At 55.7% G+C, this 19,118-nt stretch carries 16 protein-coding genes and 2 pseudogenes; 12 read left to right on the top strand and 6 right to left on the bottom strand.

What is annotated here, in order from left to right:
- Window positions 1-632 precede the first annotated feature (632 nt).
- Window positions 633-1,001 carry a DUF3742 family protein gene (locus NVB75_RS02935; RefSeq protein ID WP_258345882.1) on the top strand — a complete coding sequence of 123 codons (369 nt, stop codon included), beginning with the start codon at window positions 633-635 and terminating at the stop codon, window positions 999-1,001.
- Between the two features lie 14 nt (window positions 1,002-1,015).
- Here the strand turns inward: NVB75_RS02935 and NVB75_RS02940 are convergent, their stop codons facing one another.
- The 5 genes from NVB75_RS02940 to NVB75_RS02960 are packed head-to-tail and all read right to left on the bottom strand — an operon-like array spanning window position 1,016 to window position 5,688.
- On the bottom strand, window positions 1,016-2,533 hold the full coding sequence (locus NVB75_RS02940; protein WP_258345883.1) for a conjugal transfer protein TraG N-terminal domain-containing protein: 1,518 nt from the start codon (window positions 2,531-2,533) through the stop codon (window positions 1,016-1,018).
- Between the two features lie 15 nt (window positions 2,534-2,548).
- Window positions 2,549-2,896: a hypothetical protein gene (locus tag NVB75_RS02945; protein WP_258345884.1), complete on the bottom strand. Its 348-nt coding sequence runs from the start codon at window positions 2,894-2,896 to the stop codon at window positions 2,549-2,551.
- On the bottom strand, window positions 2,893-4,287 hold the full coding sequence (locus NVB75_RS02950) for an integrating conjugative element protein (RefSeq protein ID WP_258345885.1): 1,395 nt from the start codon (window positions 4,285-4,287) through the stop codon (window positions 2,893-2,895). Before NVB75_RS02950 ends, NVB75_RS02945 begins: the two co-directional genes overlap by 4 nt.
- A gap of 10 nt (window positions 4,288-4,297) precedes the next feature.
- On the bottom strand, window positions 4,298-5,242 hold the full coding sequence (locus NVB75_RS02955; protein WP_258348505.1) for a TIGR03756 family integrating conjugative element protein: 945 nt from the start codon (window positions 5,240-5,242) through the stop codon (window positions 4,298-4,300).
- Window positions 5,242-5,688, bottom strand: coding sequence for a TIGR03757 family integrating conjugative element protein (locus NVB75_RS02960; RefSeq protein ID WP_258345887.1), 447 nt, complete (start codon window positions 5,686-5,688; stop codon window positions 5,242-5,244). Before NVB75_RS02960 ends, NVB75_RS02955 begins: the two co-directional genes overlap by 1 nt.
- 1,463 nt (window positions 5,689-7,151) lie before the next feature.
- Here NVB75_RS02960 and NVB75_RS33255 point away from each other — a divergent pair.
- The 3 genes and pseudogenes from NVB75_RS33255 to NVB75_RS02970 all read left to right on the top strand — a co-directional run.
- Window positions 7,152-7,709, top strand: a pseudogene (locus NVB75_RS33255) (MCP four helix bundle domain-containing protein); the annotation flags it as partial.
- Window positions 7,710-8,186: 477 nt separating this feature from the next.
- The gene (locus NVB75_RS33260; RefSeq protein WP_375378931.1) at window positions 8,187-8,807 is read left to right on the top strand and encodes a methyl-accepting chemotaxis protein; all 621 of its coding nucleotides are present in this window, start codon (window positions 8,187-8,189) and stop codon (window positions 8,805-8,807) included.
- 124 nt (window positions 8,808-8,931) lie between these two features.
- Window positions 8,932-9,084 (top strand): tyrosine-type recombinase/integrase, encoded by a 153-nt coding sequence (locus NVB75_RS02970; RefSeq protein WP_258345888.1) that lies wholly within the window; start codon window positions 8,932-8,934, stop codon window positions 9,082-9,084.
- Between the two features lie 470 nt (window positions 9,085-9,554).
- Here the strand turns inward: NVB75_RS02970 and NVB75_RS02975 are convergent, their stop codons facing one another.
- On the bottom strand, window positions 9,555-9,878 hold the full coding sequence (locus tag NVB75_RS02975) for an addiction module antidote protein (RefSeq protein ID WP_258345889.1): 324 nt from the start codon (window positions 9,876-9,878) through the stop codon (window positions 9,555-9,557).
- Window positions 9,879-10,792: 914 nt separating this feature from the next.
- Between NVB75_RS02975 and NVB75_RS33265 the strand changes: the two are divergent.
- The 8 genes and pseudogenes from NVB75_RS33265 to NVB75_RS03010 form a co-directional block, all read left to right on the top strand.
- A pseudogene (locus NVB75_RS33265) lies at window positions 10,793-11,212 on the top strand (HAMP domain-containing protein); the annotation flags it as partial.
- A gap of 54 nt (window positions 11,213-11,266) precedes the next feature.
- Window positions 11,267-12,070 carry a methyl-accepting chemotaxis protein gene (locus tag NVB75_RS33270; protein WP_375378932.1) on the top strand — a complete coding sequence of 268 codons (804 nt, stop codon included), beginning with the start codon at window positions 11,267-11,269 and terminating at the stop codon, window positions 12,068-12,070.
- 17 nt (window positions 12,071-12,087) lie between these two features.
- On the top strand, window positions 12,088-13,002 hold the full coding sequence (locus tag NVB75_RS02985) for a substrate-binding domain-containing protein (RefSeq protein WP_258345891.1): 915 nt from the start codon (window positions 12,088-12,090) through the stop codon (window positions 13,000-13,002).
- A 954-nt stretch (window positions 13,003-13,956) separates the two neighbouring features.
- Window positions 13,957-15,096 carry a transporter substrate-binding protein gene (locus tag NVB75_RS02990; protein WP_258345892.1) on the top strand — a complete coding sequence of 380 codons (1,140 nt, stop codon included), beginning with the start codon at window positions 13,957-13,959 and terminating at the stop codon, window positions 15,094-15,096.
- Window positions 15,093-15,686 (top strand): ANTAR domain-containing response regulator, encoded by a 594-nt coding sequence (locus tag NVB75_RS02995; protein WP_258345893.1) that lies wholly within the window; start codon window positions 15,093-15,095, stop codon window positions 15,684-15,686. The genes NVB75_RS02990 and NVB75_RS02995 overlap by 4 nt, the downstream gene beginning before the upstream one ends.
- Window positions 15,683-16,531 carry an ABC transporter permease gene (locus NVB75_RS03000; RefSeq protein ID WP_258345894.1) on the top strand — a complete coding sequence of 283 codons (849 nt, stop codon included), beginning with the start codon at window positions 15,683-15,685 and terminating at the stop codon, window positions 16,529-16,531. Before NVB75_RS02995 ends, NVB75_RS03000 begins: the two co-directional genes overlap by 4 nt.
- Entirely contained in the window at window positions 16,532-17,464 is a 933-nt protein-coding gene (locus NVB75_RS03005) for an ABC transporter permease (protein WP_258345895.1), read from the top strand. It begins immediately after the preceding gene.
- A 15-nt stretch (window positions 17,465-17,479) separates the two neighbouring features.
- The gene (locus tag NVB75_RS03010; RefSeq protein WP_258345896.1) at window positions 17,480-19,099 is read left to right on the top strand and encodes an ABC transporter substrate-binding protein; all 1,620 of its coding nucleotides are present in this window, start codon (window positions 17,480-17,482) and stop codon (window positions 19,097-19,099) included.
- Window positions 19,100-19,118: the final 19 nt, after the last annotated feature.

The raw sequence follows: 19,118 nt of genomic DNA on the forward strand, positions 1-19,118 counted from the left end.
CGGTAATACCAAACCCAATAGAGCCGACGTACTGAGACCAGTCTTCCAACAGACTCCCCGAGCGCGTATGCACCGAGGCTGGAGAAGCAGAGCCCCGACAGATCGTGTCCCGCAATGAGTAGGTCCCGTGGTTGCCAAAAACAACAACACAACTCAGTGGAAAATGATTCACGCAGACCCGAACCGCCACATCGCCCCAGCACCTAGCACCTAGCACCTAGCACCTAGCACCGACTGAAACGCCTACCGTAGATTCGCCTGACGAACAGGCGCATTCCCCAGATGAGGCGAGGTCTTGGCCGGATTTATGGTCGGCTTACTGCTTTCAATCTGGGCGATGGCACAAGCCTGCTGTCCGAGAGATGGACACCGTATCGGGAGCACTGCAATGGGTCAAATCATGACACCTGCGATCAATTTTACGGTCGATCCTTTATGGGGGCTATGCGCTTCGGCGCAATGGCGTAGAGTATTTGCAGGTCAACGATGCCAAGGCCGTGCAGCCCGATCCTGGCCCGGTGGAATGGGATGGTGAAGTATCCACCTAAAGCAGTAAGAGAACACACTGACGCCCCAAGCTGAATGAGTTGGATGAAGCTAAAATAGGCATTCTCGTGTAGCAGGAGACGACCATGAGCACGACAACTCGCATCAGCAGAGCAGATCGCCTCGGCCGCAGTATTGGTCGTGGTTGGTGCGCTTTTCGGCGCGGCGAACTAAGGCTGTCGAACTGCCTAGCCTCCAAGGGTGTGCCGGTCGCGGGTGTCACTTTGGTGTTTTGGGTCGTCAAGTTATCTTTGCTAGGACTGCTGCTTTACTTCGCCTTCTGTTTGGCGGCGTTGCTCTTGCTGGCAGTTTTATGGCTGGCTGGCACTTCGCCCGTAGACGACCGCTTCACGCAACAGGATGAACTTCGCAATGGCGAGGCAGGCTTTGGCCTGTATTCGTCAAATGGTCAGCGAATCGACCCACATGATCCGAATGATCCCTTTAATAACTGAGATTTGGCCCGTTATCACAGCGTTTTTGCTGCTGCCTTGCTTACGCCTGCCCCTGCGCTATCACGAGCATCCTTGGAGCCGAAAGTAAGGGTCTGAGCAACCACCCCGGCTTTGACGCCGGCCCATCCCAAAGCCGCAACCCAGAAAGCCGGCAAAACCACGAACATCGTCCCAGTGACGAAGTTCAGCAGCACATCGCCAAAGGCATTATTCAAGCCCATTAGCGGGTCGAAGTTATTATGCGGCCGGTTCCAGCCCCAGCCCCATCCATAGAGTGCATCGAGGATGGTGCTGTCGATCCAGCGGGCCAGTTGGAACCAGAAGTCGACGAAGAACAGCGCGAACTGCACGACGCTGATCATGACGACCGTCTTGAGGTCGTAGGTACCTATGACCAATACCAGGGGAATGCATATCACCAACGCCATCTTGAGAAGCGCTAGTACCATGGGCAGGGCCTGGCGCACAACGTCCATGGAAGGGAACGCCGCGATTCCTCCGACGGCCATTCCCACATCGCCCGCCGCGCGCGTCACGATATTCGGCAAGCTCTTTTCGATCTGTCCGCCGTAGTCCGAATAGACCGAGCCCTGATTGAGTTTCTGTTGTTGCGGCGAGGCGATCGCTCTAATTACCGAATCATCCACGTCTTCACGGCTGAGGAACCCTGCCCAGCCCGACAGGCGCGTGAGCAGGCTAGGGTTCACCTGCCCCAACAGCCTTGTCCGCAGGCCGTTGCTATCATCAGTCCACCATTGCCGGCAGTTGGGATAACCACCGCCGCTGGACACCTGCGCAAGCCCGGCATCGCGGTTGCTGTCGTAGGGCCAGTTCTCGCGTGGGGTGCTGGAACGATAGCTGTCATAGTAGCCAGCCGTGTCCGTGAAGAAGCGTGAGCCAATCCAGGTGACATCATGCATGTGCGCCTCGTCGAGCTGCGGCCGTTGCATGAATAACTTGGCACGGGCCGGCCCATAGCAGTCGTGCGTAAAGTCCGCGACTTCCTTGGCCAGCACTGGATCGTCGATGCGGGTGGCGTCGATCTCCATTCGCATCTGCCGCAGATCGGTGCCGCAGGGTATTGCAGCAACAGAAGCGCCTGTGACTGCGCGCGCGAGCGCGTGCATGAATGCCCACCACACCGGTAACTTGGCGCTTTGGTTGTTGAGGGTCGAGAAGGACTGCGACCAGCCGGTGTCGGCGGGCAGCGGCACGGTCACCTGGCACTGTGTGGAGCGTGAGCTGTCGTACTGGATGCTGTTCAGATCGACGTCCATAAATGGAATGCCGGCGAACATCACCACCACTATCGCGACAAACACCCGGTTCTCGATACGCGCAGCAGAAAGCATGCCCTTGTTGCCTTCGTCAGCTCCTTCCGAGCGGGCCTTGAGCCATTCCTGCAAGATAATGGCTATGAAGGGGAGGGCAAATACCCCGCTGGATACCAGCACGGCCCAGATGCCGTTATTGACGATCCAAGAGACTAGAGTGAGGTAGTACTCCAGGTAGTCGGTCGTGAAAAGCGTCATTGCCTAACTCTCCCCTCAGCCTCGCATCAATAGGCTGATTTCTAGGGCCACGATGGCGAGAGCGCCGGCGATCTCGCTGCGCACCAAGCGTCGACGCGCCAGCGCGTCGGCCTCGCGCGCCAGCAGCCGGTGGCGCATCCATATCCATCCGTAGGCCGTTGCTCCGTACAGGCACAGCCGCCACACCAGAAAGTACCCCGAAGCAGCGGTCAGCCACTTCTCCCAACGAGCAACGCCGCCGACCAGATAGGTGCCGGCGACGTTCGCTCCTACGGCAATCGCGATGATCACCACCGACCACAGCAGCGTCTTCGCGGCACGCCGACTACACAGCCAACAAAAGCGCAGCCACGCCATGCTCATGGCCGCTCTCCAGGCGTGCCCTTCTGCAACTGGTCAAGACGGTCAGGGACCGGGTCGCCCTCATAGATGCCGCGCGAGCCAGCCGCTCGCGTGCTGTGGCGCTGGATAATGGTCATCGGCGAGTTGTTGGCTAACTCTCGGCGCAGTTCCAGTTCGGTCTTGAGGTTGCGGATCTCCTGATCAAGCGCGTCGCTTTCTCGATTTACGGCCTCGATGGCCAATTGATTGGCCGCTACGTTGGGTTCCTTTTTACCCGTCAGCAACGTGCGTTGAAGCAGCAATGCCTTCTCCAGCACCGACGATAGTGCGACCTCTGACGCCAAGCGTCGCGCCAGCAGGTCTTGGTCCGGCTCATCACGTAGCGCCTCGATGACGCCACGAGTAATGGGCAGCGAGGTGCTACCAGCCTCTCGCAGGTTCTCAAACGTCGTGTTGCGCGTCCCCGAGATCAGCTCTTGCAAGGCTTCCAGCTTCGCCTCGTACTCCTCCTGAATCAGCGGCGTCAGTCCTACGCCGGGCACTGTTTCTGTCTTGGTGCAGGCGTCGCAGGTGCGTTGCTCTTTCTCACCTAGGACACGCGTAGCCCATTGAACCGCCTGTTCCGGCGAGGCCCAGGTCTGGCAGGACAGACTCTCGCAACTGGTCGGTACAATGGGGGACATGTCGGCTACGCCGCGACCATTGATCAAGTTGTAGCCCGCGCGCGTGACATCGCCGACCACTCGGATACCCGGCTGGCCCGCACCACCGGCATTGCTGCCACCCAGCCAAGGCACCCCTTCGTTGCCGCGGTTTGTTTCCGCCTGCTCGATAGCCGAGACGGCGTCCTTACTCGACACCGCATCACGCAGCGCCATGCCTTCCGCCATTTGACTCCACCCGAGTTGTCCGCCTGCTGTATCTGCCATCTTCTCGGCCATGGCTCGGCACGTTAGCTTCGAGCGGTCGAAATCCAGCCGCGCCTGCAACACGCCGTTAGTAAGCAGGTTGTACAGGCCCGGGTCGGCGCGCTGGATGATCAACGCAGGCAGGGACGCTACGGCACTCGTAGCGCTCTGGATGACGTTACCCATGATCTGTTGGAAACCGTTGGTCACACCGTTCAGCTGGTTCCTCAGTGTGGTCTGGATACTCATGTCGCCACAGATCAGATTGCTGTTCCAGCCTGCACCGACTCCGATGGACCGCATGCCTGCCGCGCGTCCCATGGACACTGCGCTACCCCCGCCTATGGAGTACATCACTTCGTCGCCGATGACGGGGCCGTCCACCTGAAAACTGGTTTGCGCCCACGCCAGGCCGCAACTAAGCACGAGCGCGCCGGCCAGCGCCGTGAGGGGCAGCCGGCGGCGTGCCTTGATAGGGGGAGTTATTAGTACAGGACGCTTCATCGCCTTATCCTTAATAAAAGTCCACGCTGCCCAGGAATACCTGGCCCCGGCGTTCGCAGCACGCATAGGGCCGCCATAGGGCCCAGGCGTAATCGCCTTGCTGGGCCTGTGTCAGGAAACCGTTGCGTGGGAAAACCGTGCAGGACGCCAACAGTACAGGCGTAAGTTCCTGCCATTTACCGGTCGAGGCATCACCCTCTTTCAGCGCGCCGGCTGGCCAATAACCAGGTCGCGAGTTTGCCAGCAGCGGCTGATAGACGTGGAGCTGACCACGGCGCGTGACGACATCGCCGGCGCGCTGTGCCACCACGGCAGCAGCCTTATGGTCATCCGTCTGATTCAGGAAGCCGCCGCGCGGATAGACATTGCCCCAGTGATTTAATGTCGAACGTGCGCCGATCTCGCGCATGCCCGGGATCAGCGCCTCCGGGTAAGCCATCTCGGGCACGTTGTAACGCCAAGCCAGCGTGTCCAGGGTGCTAAGTAGATATGGCATGAATGCGGTGCCCGCTCCCTCGCAGAAATAGCCTGATGACGAAACGAAGCGATTGAACACCGTGCCGCCGGGATGGCCAATAACATCGGCGTTCTTGAATCGAGCGAGGTTGTTTTCGTGGTCTTCGTTCGTCGTGCCGTCACCGCCCGCCTGGGCCGATGGGTTGGGCATGCTCATCGGCCGAACCTCGACCCAAGGGTTTTCGCCAGTGTTGCTATAGCTGGAGACGACCGCGTCGGGGATGTAGTGGCGCACCTTGACGGACGAGCGCACTGTGCAGCCAGTCACGGTGCAGAAGAGCCAGTAGCAGATCCCCACCACGCGATATTCAAGGCAATCTTGAGACGCCACCGAGCCAAGGATGGCCGCAGTATTTAGGGCGTAGCTTCCCGAGGCGCTGACCAACATCAGCGAGGCGACCGCGACACGCAGGTGGCGCGGCAGTACGAATGTGCGCATCACGGCTGAATACCCCGATGCTGTTCGATGCGCGCGACGGCACGCGCTACGTCCGGCTCGCCGTAAACCACATAGCGTCGGTCCACCACCACGGCAGGAATGCTGGTGATCCCCATGCTCCACGCGTCGGCAACACCCTGATATGCGGAAGCGATGCGGCGCTGAACGTCGGTACCGCCTTGATTCAGCCGACGTTTGGCGAACTCTCTCGCCTGTTCGGGATTGGTGGGCAGCGCCGCAGAGAGCTCCGCTTCAAAATGAGACGCTTCGTCCAGCTCAATCAGCCGCTCACCGCCCATGGGCCTGACCGGATGAAGACTGTCGGTGACAACCACGATATCTGTGGCAAAGGAGGCTGGGCTAAATGCCTGTAGGGAGGCCGCCAGTGCGACGCCCAGGCCGAGGGTTCGCCGGCATGAAATAAGATCGGATGAAAATGCTGGCATCTCGTGTGCCCCGGAAATTTTTCAGGGCCATAGTCAATCGCCAACAGATACGGTCCAACAAACAATGCGCATCGCGGTGTGCCCGTATATTTTCTATTTTCGCTGCAAGGAAGACTTGGAGGCCGAAGCTCGAGCCATGATCTGGGAGCGGGGCGCTACCACAAGCTGTGCTTAACGAATGAATACTGGGGACGCTGGCTCTGCACTTGAACGTCGAGGTATGTGCAAGCGCGGGTCAATGTCGAGGCGTTCCACCTGAGTGCGGTCGGGCGAGAATGTCGGTTTCGCTCACCCAGGAAAGGCAGCCGATGGTCGATTCTGGTTAAAGGTACGCGTCCAGCCGTCTCGTAGCGAGCTGTCAGTTCGAGCAGGTTGGGGTAGAACGTGTGTCATTGAAGGTGCTATGAATCCAATATCATCATGCCTCTGCTACCGAGAGCTGAATCATGAAAGGAAAAAGCATGAGTGATCTAAGGGCATTAGGATGGGGCTGTAAAGGATGAATAGGGTGGCACTTCTGTGTTATGTGTAGTGCACGCTACGTAGAGCAGAGAAGTTGTTCTGTTACGTTAAAATAACTTGAAGGGCTCTCTACTATTTTTTAGCGATGGAAAATCCTCTCGTCGACCCCTCATCAGGTCACTCAATATTATAAATTTCATACCGTGACGGCTTGATGCTATTCGGCATAGATTGGTTTTCACCTGTCTAACCTCTTGTAGAACAAGGCATTACGCTCCTTAAAAGTCGATGCCGCACCGTTTTAACAGGGCGGCCGCTTCTGCGAGGATTACGAGCAGTTGCAGACACTGATTGTTGAATCATCACAGGCTATGCGCTCATTAGATCTCTTAGCTCAGCGACTGCGAGCTTTAATTTCTCTGCTTGGAACAAAACATCATCTCCCAGACTGCCAAACCCGTGTTTTTTTAGTACTAAGCTCTCACGTATCAAACCCTCAGCAGCTTTTTCCATTTTTTTTGCAAACAATTCAACCTGAAAATTAACCGAGTGCCCCATAATTACGCCCCCTAAATCAGACGATTTGGAACCATGTGGTTCCTTTTTAAAATTAATCTAATACGTAATTTTCCATGCAGCAATATCCTTTCGCTTTTGCGATCCGTTGTAAAGGCAGTCTGGGTAATTTATTTTGCACTATTTTAATGCGTGCGCACGGATTTGGTGCGTGCAATTTTATTTCGATATAATTCATATTTAACGCACTTAAAAAATTTCGTTTTTTTCTAAAGTTTTCGTATTTATCTATAGATGCGCACACTACAAAGCGCGCAAGCTGAAAGCTTTTTCCAGCGTTGGCGCATAGTTTTCTCTCATTTGTTTTTCTTTTCGAATTGATTGTTTTTACGCTAAAGATCGCTCATTGTTCGCCGACACAAGAGGTATCACCTCTTTACCTTTAAAAGCTCCAAATCTAATCGATGCTTCGCTAGGAGAAAGTCATGGTGGACAGCAAACATGTGGTTCTTTCTGGGTTGACCGTTAAGTGGCGGTTGATGCTTTCCACGTTCGTTATTATTACCGCGTTCTTTGGGTTGTCGGCCTACCTTATCTATCAGATAAAGGTGGCGGCTGATAATGCGGGTGCACTGTTCAATCAGGACTTTGCTAATATGGAGAAAGTGGATGGTATTGATGGCCTGCTCACGAGGGCGGATATTAATATTTTACGAATGATTGCAATAGGAGATCCTATACAGATTCCTGAATGGAAAAAGCAGAACGAGGCGTCATTTCTTCAAATTGATAATTTGGTTTCTTCTCTGGTAGGGCGAGGAACCGAAAAGTCTTCAAATAATGATGCAGAAAAACTAAAAAATGATTATGAAAAGATGCGTGACGGCATGCGCAATCAAACGGCAGTTATTGAGTCTGGTGATATTGCTGCTGCTGCCAAGGTTAACCGTGAGGAAGTGAAACCGTTTGCAGAGCAAGTTTTCAAGACGCTGCACTCAATGCGCGAACTGGGAAAGAAACAAGCGGGGGAGAGGTATAGGGAGCAATTAGCAAGCGCTGATTTCACTCGCTCGATGGCCCTGGCTACGACACTGTTTATTGTGGTGCTCAGCGTTATTATTACGCTGTTGACCACGCGGAGTATTATCGGGTCAATCGGCGGTGAACCTAGCATGGTTGCGGATTTCACTCGCAACATCGCTCAAGGAGACCTGACCAAGTCAATCACCGTCGCGAAGGGTGATGAAGCCAGTGTCGTGTACGCAGTAGGCGTAATGCAGCAACAGCTCAGACAAACGCTGCAGCAGATCTTTAATTCATCAGCACAGCTTTCTGACGCGGCCGAGAAATTGACCGTTGTTACTGAAGTTAGTGCCAGTAGCATGAAACGGCAAAATGATGAATTAGATATGGCTGCGACAGCTGTGAATGAAATGACCAGTGCCGTGGAAGAGGTTGCGCGTAACGCTGAACATACGGCTCGTTCTTCAGGAAGCGCTACTGGTGCCGCGGAGCAGGGGATGGCATTGGTTAGGCAAACGTCCATAGCGGTTGCTAATGTCGGGGGTGATATCGCGAAGACCTCGAATTTACTCGGTAACTTGGCGGAACAATCTCGCGCTATAGGCAAGGTTCTAGATGTTATTCGGGGTCTTGCAGAACAAACAAATCTGCTGGCATTGAATGCTGCGATTGAAGCGGCGCGGGCGGGAGAGGCCGGTCGAGGCTTCGCAGTGGTAGCAGATGAGGTGCGCGCACTCGCCCACCGCACACAACAATCAACTGCTGAGATTGAGCGCTTGGTAACTAATGTTCAAAGTGGTACCGAGCTTGCTGTCAGTTCTATGTCTAGTAATACCGAGCTTGTAACCAAAACTCTTGGTATTGCAGAAGGCGCGAATGAGGCGCTGGGCCGAATCAATTCGGCTGTAAACGAAATCAACGATCTTAACCTTGTTATCGCCAGTGCGTCGCAAGAGCAGGCGCACGTAGCGCGAGAAGTTGATCGCAATTTGGTAAATATCCGCGATCTGTCCGCTCAGTCAGCTCAAGGCGCTGCCCACACCACTGGAGCCAGCCAGGACCTATCGCGATTGGCTTCAGATCTCAGTGCAATTGTAAGTCGGTTCCAGCTGAGCTAAGCAGTGGGGACGGTATAGGATTTCCCGTTGGATAGTTGAAGCTCATGAGCGACCTCTACATCATGTGGATGCTCGCCCATGAGCCCATTTCCCCGCAAAACTGGAGGCCTACAGCCGCCACACCATGGCCACACTGATGCTGAAGAGCGGCGCTGATGTTCGTTTCATCCACGCCATGCTCGGGCATGTAGGTCTGAACACCACGCAGATTTACACCCGGGTCAGTATCCGGGTGTTGAAGGAAATTCATACCGCGACCCATCCGGCACGTTTGTAACGTCAGAACACTACCAGCCAAACCTTGGCTGAACCCCTTACTGACGACCCGGTTGAGGCTCTATTAACCGCTCTGGACGCCGAAGCGGAAGAAGAGATCAATCAGGCCTGACAAACGCCTGACAAGCATCAAGAAACATGGCAAATGCCTGACAACCTCTCTAAAAATACCTGACAGCCCCGCAGGCCGCTAAGCGGCCTCAATCAACGGCAAAAATTCAGGCACGCTAACGATGTATCCATCCGGTGCCAAAGGGTGGCCCTTGAAACCAAAAGACGGCTCTACGTGTCGATAAACCTAAGTCATCTTTAGGGCAGGAAATGTTTTATGGCCACCGCCTGCACGCAGTCGGTCTCCCCAAAACCCTGATCAGGGCTACGCTCCGATACCCTTTAGATGCAAAGCCTAACGCGCTGCGCTTGTTGGCCCCCAGCCGACACGACGGCTAAGCCACCGCATCGTCAGGGGCATCAACCAGGTGCTTCGCCACTGAGTGCAGGCTCATCAGAATCGACAGGGCAAACGGTCAACTTCACGCTCAGCGCATGCACGATCATCAGCAGCGTGTCCAAGCGCAGGGTGTCACCGGCGCTGAAAGAGCCTTCCAACTGATCGTTTGTAAGCCCTGTTGCATCGGCGATTACAGCGATGCCCTTGGCGTGTGCCGCCATGCCTAATACCTTGCCGACATAACCCGCATCACCCGTCTGAAGCGCATCCGTGAGAAAGATGGCCACCGCTTGCGGGTCGATCATGGCGTGTGCTGGATCGTATGGAGTAAGTAGCTCGGGCATGGGAAATGGCTCGTGTGACAGAGATTTAAAATAGCGTATTGAGTGTGTTCGAGGCATTCTTTTACCCGTATTTGTGCCTACCCACACTCTTCAAGTTCCGCACCACAACGCCGATACAGGCAATAGCGCCACGAAATATCCCAGACTCGTAGGTGCACACCTGGTCATCGCTCAGGTCAACGAATAAAAATTGGAGAGGGGTAGCCATGACCATATTGCAGCGGGTGATCGGGGGCTTTGCAGTGCTGGTGCTGTTGATACTGATCATGGCAGGGATCAGCTATCAAAATACGCAGTCCATCAGCAGTCGCTTAAGTATCATTACGGGCGAGTCCGCTCCATTGAGTAGGGCCGCCAGTGAGTTGTACGTGCACATTTTGCGCGCTAACCAGGCCTTGTTGGCCATACAGATCAGCACGGACCCTAAGCAGATCGAAGATGGTAAACAGCCGTTCACCGACAGCGTCGCCCAATTCAATAAGCTGCTCGATAACACCGCTGCCTATACCGGGGACCATGAGAAGTTGCGGGCCAGCCTCGCACAGCAGCGCCAACAGGTGGCGGTGTACGCCGAGCAGGCTCAAGCGTTGATGGCGTCGCACATGCAACACGTGCAACAACTGGCGTTAACGCGGCAGTTGCAAGGTTATAGCAGCGTGCAGGCGGTGCAGCTGACCAGTTATTTGCGTGACTATATCGCCCGTGAACGCAGCGCCGGAGAGGCGCAACAGGTCGCCGCTGCGGAAAAACTGCTGTTGGAAGTCAACAAGTCTTACGACGGGTTGTCGGCCCACGCCGCCACGCCAGCCATCGACAAGTTACAGCGCCTGCTCAACCTGCAAGACGAAGTGATCAGCACCCGCGCCCAAGCGCTTTCTGCCATCGACCCTAGAGTCGGACGGATTGCTGGAGTGATGGTCAATCGCTTGCTGGCGGATCTCACCGCCCGTGAAGGCCTGTACCAAGCCTATCAGCTAGAGGCGAAATTAGCCGCGCAGGTGTTGCAGCAACGCAGTACCGTGGACGCAGCCCTGAAAGCTACCCTGGACCAAATCGGTGAATTCGGCAGTCAATCCCTTGCGGTCGCCAACCAGGCCAGTGACTCCGCCAATGCCACCATCGGCACCAGCCGCAGCCTGCTGTTGATCGCGTGTGTGCTTGCGGTGCTAGCGGCGGTGTTGATTGGCACCTGGGTTGCCTTCAGCCTGCGGCGCCCACTGGCGGCCTTTCGCGAAGTGCTCAAGAAGCTTACCGCCGGTGACATGCGGGTGAGTTTTGACGTGAGCCGCAAGGATGAATTTGGTGAGTTAGGCGGTCACCTGAACGAGCTGACCAGCGCCCTGCAAAAAACCTTCCGCGAGCTGATCAGCTCTGCTGACGCCCTGGCCGTGACCGCCAGCAACAACGCCCTTAACAGCGAGCAGACCACTCGCGTCGTCGACGAGCAGAAAGGCCGCCTGCAATCGGCAGCCTCGGCCATGACGCAGATGGAAAGCACCGTGGAAGAAGTGGCTCGGCGTGCACAGGACACCCGCAAAGCCGTAGACGATACCAATAGTCTCACGCAAAAGGTGCAGGAGCGCGTAGCCGAGACAATCGTCAATATTCGCCAACAGGCCGAGCAGGTGAACAAAGCCACGCAAGTGACCGATGAGTTGCAGAAGTATGGCCAGAACATCGAGGGCATTGTGGTCGCCATCCGCACTATCGCCGAGCAGACCAACCTGCTGGCCCTTAATGCGGCGATCGAAGCGGCACGTGCGGGCGAGCAGGGCCGGGGCTTCGCCGTGGTGGCCGACGAGGTACGCTCTTTGGCGAGCCGCACCCAGATCTCCACCAGTGAGATCCAGGAGATGATCGGGCGCATGCAAGAAAAAATTCACTCGGTGGTGCAGGTGATGAACGAGAGCCAGGCGCAGTCCAGCCAGTGCGTGTTGCTGGCCTCCGGTGCTGGTGACCTGCTGCTGTCGATGAGTGACGCGGTGGGCAGCATTCGCGACATGAACATCCAAATCGCCGCCGCCACTGAGCAGCAGAGTGCCACCGTGCAGGAAACCAGTCGCATGGTCATCCAGATCAACGACTCGGCCCAGCAGACCGCCGACGGTGCCGAGCAATCGGCCAACAGCAGTCACGACGTGTCCGACATGGCCAAGGTGCAGCGCGAGCTGCTCCATCACTTCAGCGTTTGAGCCTCAGGAGTCAGAAAATGAAAGCATGGTTAATGCTCGCCCTGGGTGCGTTCTTGATACCGGCCCCAGCCTACGCCGCCACGCCCTTGTTGGGCGTGGGGATGGCAAAGTTTGACGATAATTTCCAGACCCTACTGCGCAACGGCGTGCAGCAACAGGCTGGTGTGCGCAATGTCGACATCTTCATGGAGAACGGGCAAGACGACGTCGAATTGCAAATGCGCCAGTTCCGTAATCTGGTTAACTCCAAGGTCGACGCGATTATCATCGCGATGGTCGACGGTAAAAGCGCAGCACAAATGATACAGCTTGCCACGGACGCAAAGATCCCGTTGGTATTCGTCAACCGCCCGAACACAGAAAAAGGGTCGGCGTATACCGCGTTTGTTGGCTCCAACGAGTTGGAGTCTGGCACGTTGCAAATGGAAGAACTGGCGCGGCGTGCTGGTTACAAGGGCAACGTGGCGATTCTGGTCGGCGACCCGGCTAACGCTTCGTCCTTGATGCGAACCGAGGATGTCGAAAAAGTCGTCGCCAAGTACCCGGACATGAAGGTTGTGCAGAAAAAAGTCGGCAACTGGGAGCGCAGCCAGGCGGCTACCATTGTTATCGACTGGGTCAAGCAAGGCGTCGACTTTTCTATTATTGCGGCCAACAACGATGAAATGGCGATTGGCGCGATCATGGGCCTGGAAAAAGCTGGCAAGCAGGCCAAGGACTATTGGGTCGGTGGCATCGACGGCACACCGGACGGCTTGAAGTTGATGGCCGATGGAAAAATGGCCGTCAGCGTATTCCAAGATGCATTGGGCCAAGCCAGCGGCGCCGTGGACACCGCGCTGCGTCTTGCGCGCGGCGAAGTGCTGGAGTCGTCGGTGGTGTGGGTGCCGTTTAAGCTGATTACCCCGGAGAATCGCCACGAGTTTGAATAGCATTGGGGTTGAAGGCCGACGCCGCCCAAGCGGGAGAATCGGTCTTCCAACCGAAGCAGATCCCATGTAGGAGCTCTGAGGAATAAGGGCATGTAGTTCATAGCGTTGCTACCTTATGTCACGCCGCATTTATTGGCGCAGGGCTTCCATGCCCTGTGGTCGCGATAGGGAGGGCAGTTGAAGTTACCTGCCTATCCCCGCACTGATCCGTAGGGGCGAAACTGCCACGCACGGGTTTTGCCTCGAGTACGTGACGCGAAGCGATCCTCTAGGTATGGTTGTGCATTCTAAGGGCTAGGTATGCAGTGACGTGTGACCAGTCCGAAGCGACACTACTGCAGCCGATTGCGCTGGCTAATTCGCTCGAGAGCCTGGCCCCAAAATCGGCCAACAGTTCTGTTAATGGCATTCGGAGCTTAAAGTTTCCTGGTACCGCGTGGTAATTGAGATAGCCATTCACTCCCATCATCTCTGGTGTTGTAATATTTGAAAGCCGTGTAAATCGCACTCTGGAGCTCTTCCCTTTGCGCAGGTTACACCTGCTTGAACTCTTCAATTTGATTATGCAGCTACGCCATGCAAATGGCCTTCGCGTCGTCGTACCACCGCGCTAATAAGCTTTGGTTGTTAGCGGGCGCGTGCGATCAAATCTTAGAACGCCTCTTCGTCGGTTAGGAGCGTCCGCCAGTTCATTCCAAACGCAAAAAAATCGCCCGAATGGGGGGCGGGGCATTTACGCGTTGCCTCATTACGGGGCGTGCTCAATAAAGGCGAAAGCCAAAATCCCCTGCAGGTAACCACTTTAAAACTGGCATGCTTTTTTCATTGCAGTTTCAACTACAAGCTCGGTCGTGACCGATAAGCCTTGTCTACATTCAGCGCATGAGCGCCAGGTGATGAAGCCTGATCTATCCAGTTCACTGGGGGGTCGGGCTTTTTTTTGGAGTCGGGAAAATGCGACGCGCGATTGGGGTGGGTTTACTGTTCTCTACCGATGGGACTTACAAGCGTATGGGCCAACATGGTCTCGCGGGTGCTACTCATGCGCTGGAGGAGATCAATCGGCATTGCGAGTACGACTTTGAGCTCAAGGCGACTCACTGTAATCCCCAAGGGGTTTTGCAGCGGTACAACGAAGGCGCTGTTGCGATGATGAAAAATGGCATTCGGCATTTGTTCGGAGTCACGACGTCTGCCAGTCGCAAGGAAATTATTCCTGACCTTGAGCAGAACGCTGGGCTGCTGTGGTACGCCTGTCCGTACGAGGGCTTCGAAAGCAGCGCTAACGTTCTGTACCTAGGGGGCTGTCCAAATCAAACGCTGATTCCGCTTTTGCGATACGCGTTAAGTGCCTTCGGCACACGGGTGATGTTGTTAGGTTCGAATTACGTCTGGGGCTGGGAGAGTAACCGTATTGCCCGCGAGGTAGTGCAGGCCGCTAACGGTACCGTGATAGGCGAGAAGTACGTTCACATGGGTTCGACAAACTTCAGTGACCTGATTCCGTTTCTACTGACTGAACAACCGGCATTTATCCTTAACAATCTGGTAGGCGAATCATCCTATGCGTTTTTGCATCAACTGAACGCTGCCTGCGTCGTGCGCAATGTGATCCTGCCAGTGCTCAGTTGTAACCTGACCGAGGCCGAACTGGTTGAAGTCGGTGACGTGCGTAATTTGCGACTATTGTCTTGCGGCCCGTTCTTCGAGGCCGTTGACAGTGCCTTCACTCAACGCCAATGGCTGGAGCATGCTCAGCGCCCTTGCTCGCATTATTACACCGGCTCTTATGTCGCTATGCACCTGTTTGCGCAGGCGCTAAATGAAGTGGGTAGCGACCATCCAGACGATATCTGCAACTACCTCTACACCACCGCTGTGGATAGCGTAACTGGACGCTTAAAAATATCCGGGCGCAATAATCACAGTAGCCTGCCGTGCCACATCGCCGAGGTAAGACAGGGTCAATTTGTGATCCTGCACAGTGAAACCCAGCTGTTGCCGGCCGACCCATACCTGACCTCCACCGACCTGAGTGAATTTCATCGCTTGCGCACGCTTGCGCCTGTAACCCACCTGAGGATCGTCAAATGAGTCTGCTCAAACGACCTGACTTCGAACGGGGACGCTTGCTATTGGTGGACTGCGATCCTCGCACCCTTGCGCAGTTGGAAAAAAGCCTACAGCGGTTGGGAATTACCGTGCTCGCACTGTCTGCAGACCGCAATGACGCGATAGATGACGTATTCGCCGCCGTCGTGGAGCTCGAGCATTTTGCGAGTCCGAATCTGTTGCAGCGGGTAACCCAGGCAGGCGTACCTGTCATTGCTCTCACACCCCACGAAACGCTGTCGCAGATTCAGCGCGCCATCGAGCTAGGCGCGACAGCGCTTTTGAACAAGCCCATCACCCAAGGGTCGGTCTTTACCACCTTGATGATGGCGATCGGTTTGCATGAGCGGCTCGACGCTTATGCCCGGACCATCAGTGGCCTTCAACAGCGACTGGACGCGCGACCGTTATTGGCACAGGCGCTGGCGCGACTGATGGTCGAACATCAGATCAACGAACGCGACGCATACGAACGCCTGCGTAGCGTGTCGATGCAACTGAACCGAAGCATCGACCAATTGTGTGCGGATCTTGCGGCCGATCATTCTCAGCAAAGCGGAGTTTACAAATGAGTATCCTGCGGAGTCTGGTCCGCCGTCCTGCGGTTGCGCTGTCGTTGTTTTATATCGCGCTGGTTGTCCTGCTTGCGATTTTCGCCCCATGGGTAAGCCCATACGACCCCTCCGAGCAATTTGTCGAAGGTCTGTCGATGGAAGGGGCTCCGCTTGCGCCTGACGCACCTTACTGGTTGGGCACCGATCTGCTGGGTAGGGATCTGTTCTCCCGATTGGTCTATGGCGCGCGCACGTCTCTGTTCATCGGTCTGGCGGCCAACGGCATGGCCGTGTTGATCGGAACGCTGGTTGGGCTGACTGCGGGTTTCCTGCGTGGCTGGATCGGTAGCGCCCTAATGCGTTTTACCGACCTAATGATGGCTTTCCCTGCCTTGCTGTTGGCAATCGCTCTGTCGGCGATTTTCCAGCCCAGCGTTTGGATCGTTGCGTTGGTAATCGCCATGGTCAATTGGGTGCAAATCGCCAGGGTCATCTATTCGGAAACCATTGCTCTGGGTGCACGGGACTTCGTGGCAGTCGAGCGCACGCTCGGTGCCAGTTCGTTGCGCATTCTGTTTTCGCACCTCTTGCCCCATTTGATGCCCACCATCTTGGTGTGGGCGACTCTGGGTATTTCGACCACGGTGTTGCTAGAGGCCACACTGTCGTATCTGGGCGTTGGGGTTCAGCCGCCTACGCCCAGCTGGGGCAATATTATATTCGAAAGCCAGACCTACTTTACCTCTGCGCCTTGGCTGGTGTTCTTCCCGGGAATCGCCATCGTGCTTTTATCTCTGGCGTTCAACTTGGTGGGCGACGCCTTGCGCGATCAACTCGATCCCACATTGCAAGGGAGAAGCTAAATGCTCGCTTTTATCAGTCGTCGCATAGGTTACTCCCTGATGATTTTACTGGGGGTGACGTTTATCACCTACCTTTTGCTCTTCATGCTGCCCGCCGATCCAGCCCGGCAAATTGCCGGCCGCAGTGCCACGCCGGAGGTGGTCGCCGGTATTCGTGCACAGCTTGGGCTCGACCTGCCTTTCTATCATCAATATGCCAATTATCTGGGTGACTTGTTGCGGGGCGACCTGGGCAGGTCCTACATCCAGCGCACATCGGTGACCGAGTTGATCGGCTCGCGGCTGCGGCCGTCGCTGGAGCTGATGGCCGCCGGCATTGGGTTCGAATTGTTGATTGGAATAACCCTTGGAGTGATTGCAGCCCTGCGTCGAGACAGCTTCGCCGACAAGCTGTTGATGGCGCTGTCGTTTGTCGGCGTTTCGGCGCCGCAATTCATCGCTGCCATGCTGTTCCTGTATTTCTTCTCGGTGCAATTGGGTTGGTTCCCGCTGGGCGGCTATGGCGGAGTTGAGCACTTGATGCTGCCTGCGCTGACGCTCGGGATCCTCGGCAGTGGTTGGTACTCGCGCATGGTTCGTTCGTCCATGATCGATGTGCTCCATCAGGACTTCGTGCGCACCGCACGGGCGAAGGGCTTGAGCCGCATCCGTGTGGTGATGCGGCACGTATTGCCCAATGCAATTATTCCAGTGATCCCGATGATCGGCATCGATATTGGCATCTTCATGGGCGGCTTGGTGGTGGTCGAGTCAGTGTTCGGCTGGCCGGGTATCGGGCAACTGGCCTGGCAGGCGATTCAGCAGGTAGATATCCCGGTAATCGTGGGCGTGACCACTGTGTCAGCGGTGGCCATTGTGCTTGGCAATCTGGTGGCTGATCTGATCATTCCATGGGTCGACCCGCGTATCGATGTAAAAAATACTAAATCATGAAGAAGGGGCTGGAGCATGAAACGTAACGCACTTTGCATGGCTGTTGCCGCCACGTTGCTTGTCGGGAATGTTCGGGCAGACGACTTTGACGCTAAAGCCAAAAATGGCGGGGCGGCGGTGGTCACTTATCAGAATGATGTCGCGACCCTGGACCCGGCTATCGGATATGACTGGCAAAATTGGTCGATGATCAAAAGCCTGTTCGACGGGCTGATGGATTACAAGCCTGGTACCACCGAGTTGGTGAAGGATCTGGCCGAAGAATACAGCATCTCCGAAGATGGCACCGTCTACACCTTCACCCTCAGAAAAGGCGTGAAGTTTCACAACGGGCGCGAGCTCAAAGCGAGCGACGTTAAGTACTCACTGGAACGCACAGTCAATCCTAAAACCCAGAGCCCCGGTGCGGGTTTTTTCAACGCTATCGTTGGCTATGACGACATGGCTGCTAGTAAGGATCAGCATTTGAGTGGTGTGGTTGTCGTCGACGATTACACCGTCAAGATTACCCTGAAGCAGCCAAATGCCACTTTTCTGCATGTAATGGCAATCAACTTTGCGTCCATCGTGCCCAAGGAGGAAGTTGAGAAATGGGGTGCCGATTTTGGCAAGCATCCGGTCGGCACTGGTGCCTATAGCCTTGCAGAATGGAAGCTCGGCCAGCAAATCGTCTTCAAGAAAAATCCCAGCTATTACCGAGTGGGTCTGCCGCATATCGACACCATAACTTTTGAGGTCGGCCAGGATCCGATGGTGGCGCTGTTGCGCCTGCAAAAAGGAGAAGTGGACATTGCTGGCGACGGCGTGCCACCGGCTAAGTTCCTTGAATTCAAGAACGATCCGAAATACAAAAACCTGATGGTTACTGGCGATCAGTTGCACACCGGCTATGTGACGCTGAAAACCACGTTGCCACCGTTCGATAACCTGAAGGTGCGTCAGGCAGTGAACATGGCGATCAATAAAGATCGCATCGTGCGGATCATCAACGGTCGTGCGGTGCCTGCCAATCAGCCTCTGCCACCGGCAATGCCGGGCTATGACAAGGCCTATCAGGGCTACGCCTATGATGTTGAAGCAGCAAAAAAGCTATTGGCAGAGGCGGGGCATCCCAATGGTTTCAACACCGAATTGTATGTGATGAACACCGATCCACAGCCAAGGATCGCCCAGTCGATTCAGCAGGATTTGGCCAAGGTAGGAATTAGGGCGCAGATCAAATCTCTGGCACAAGCCAACGTGATCGCTGCAGGCAGCGCCAAAGACCAAGCACCCATGGTGTGGTCCGGAGGTATGGCCTGGATCGCGGACTTCCCCGATCCGTCAAACTTTTATGGTCCGATCCTGGGCTGCGGTGGTGCGGTCGAGGGTGGCTGGAACTGGTCGCTTTATTGCAACAAGAGCCTGGACGCCGCCGCTGCCAAGGCTGACAGCATGGCCAAGCCGGAACAGCAGGCAGAACGTATTGAGCTGTGGAAGAAAATTTTCACCGACGTGATGGCCGACGCGCCCTGGGTGCCTGTTTTCAACGAGCAGCGCTTTAGTGTTCGCTCGTCGCGCATGGGCGGCGCAGACATCCTGTACGTAGATCCGGTTCATGTACCGGTTAACTACGACTACATCTGGATCAAATAAACGGCTTCTGTTTTCGGGG

Origin of the sequence: Pseudomonas sp. CBS (assembly GCF_024734645.1) — a bacterium.
Lineage (GTDB): Bacteria > Pseudomonadota > Gammaproteobacteria > Pseudomonadales > Pseudomonadaceae > Aquipseudomonas.